General features: G+C 60.3%; 1 protein-coding gene. It reads left to right on the top strand.

What is annotated here, in order from left to right; translation table 11 throughout:
- The coding region (locus ACLJNW_RS23580) for a hypothetical protein (RefSeq protein WP_410961136.1) at positions 1 to 370 on the top strand (370 nt) is incomplete at both ends.

The raw sequence follows: 370 nt of genomic DNA, 5'->3' as shown, positions 1-370 counted from the left end.
TCGAGACCCTGTACACCAACGACATCGACTGCGGTCCGTTCATCTCCGACACCCTGAAGATCGACAACACCAGCAACCAGCTGGAAGCCCTGGTCGAGATCTACCGGATGATGCGTCCGGGCGAGCCGCCGACCAAGGAAGCTGCCGAGACCCTGTTCGGCAACCTGTTCTTCAGCGCCGAGCGTTACGACCTGTCGGCCGTAGGCCGGATGAAGTTCAACCGCCGTATCGGTCGTACCGAGATCGAAGGTCCGGGCGTCCTGAGCAAGGAAGACATCATCGATGTGCTCAAGACCCTCGTCGACATCCGTAACGGCAAGGGCATCGTCGATGACATCGACCACCTGGGCAACCGTCGTGTCCGTTGCGT

Source organism: Salmonella sp. SAL4457 (assembly GCF_046548235.1).
Classification (GTDB): Bacteria; Pseudomonadota; Gammaproteobacteria; order Enterobacterales; family Enterobacteriaceae; genus Salmonella; species Salmonella enterica.
Note: the sequence above shows the minus strand (reverse complement) of the source record. Positions and strands in the feature narration are given on the sequence as shown.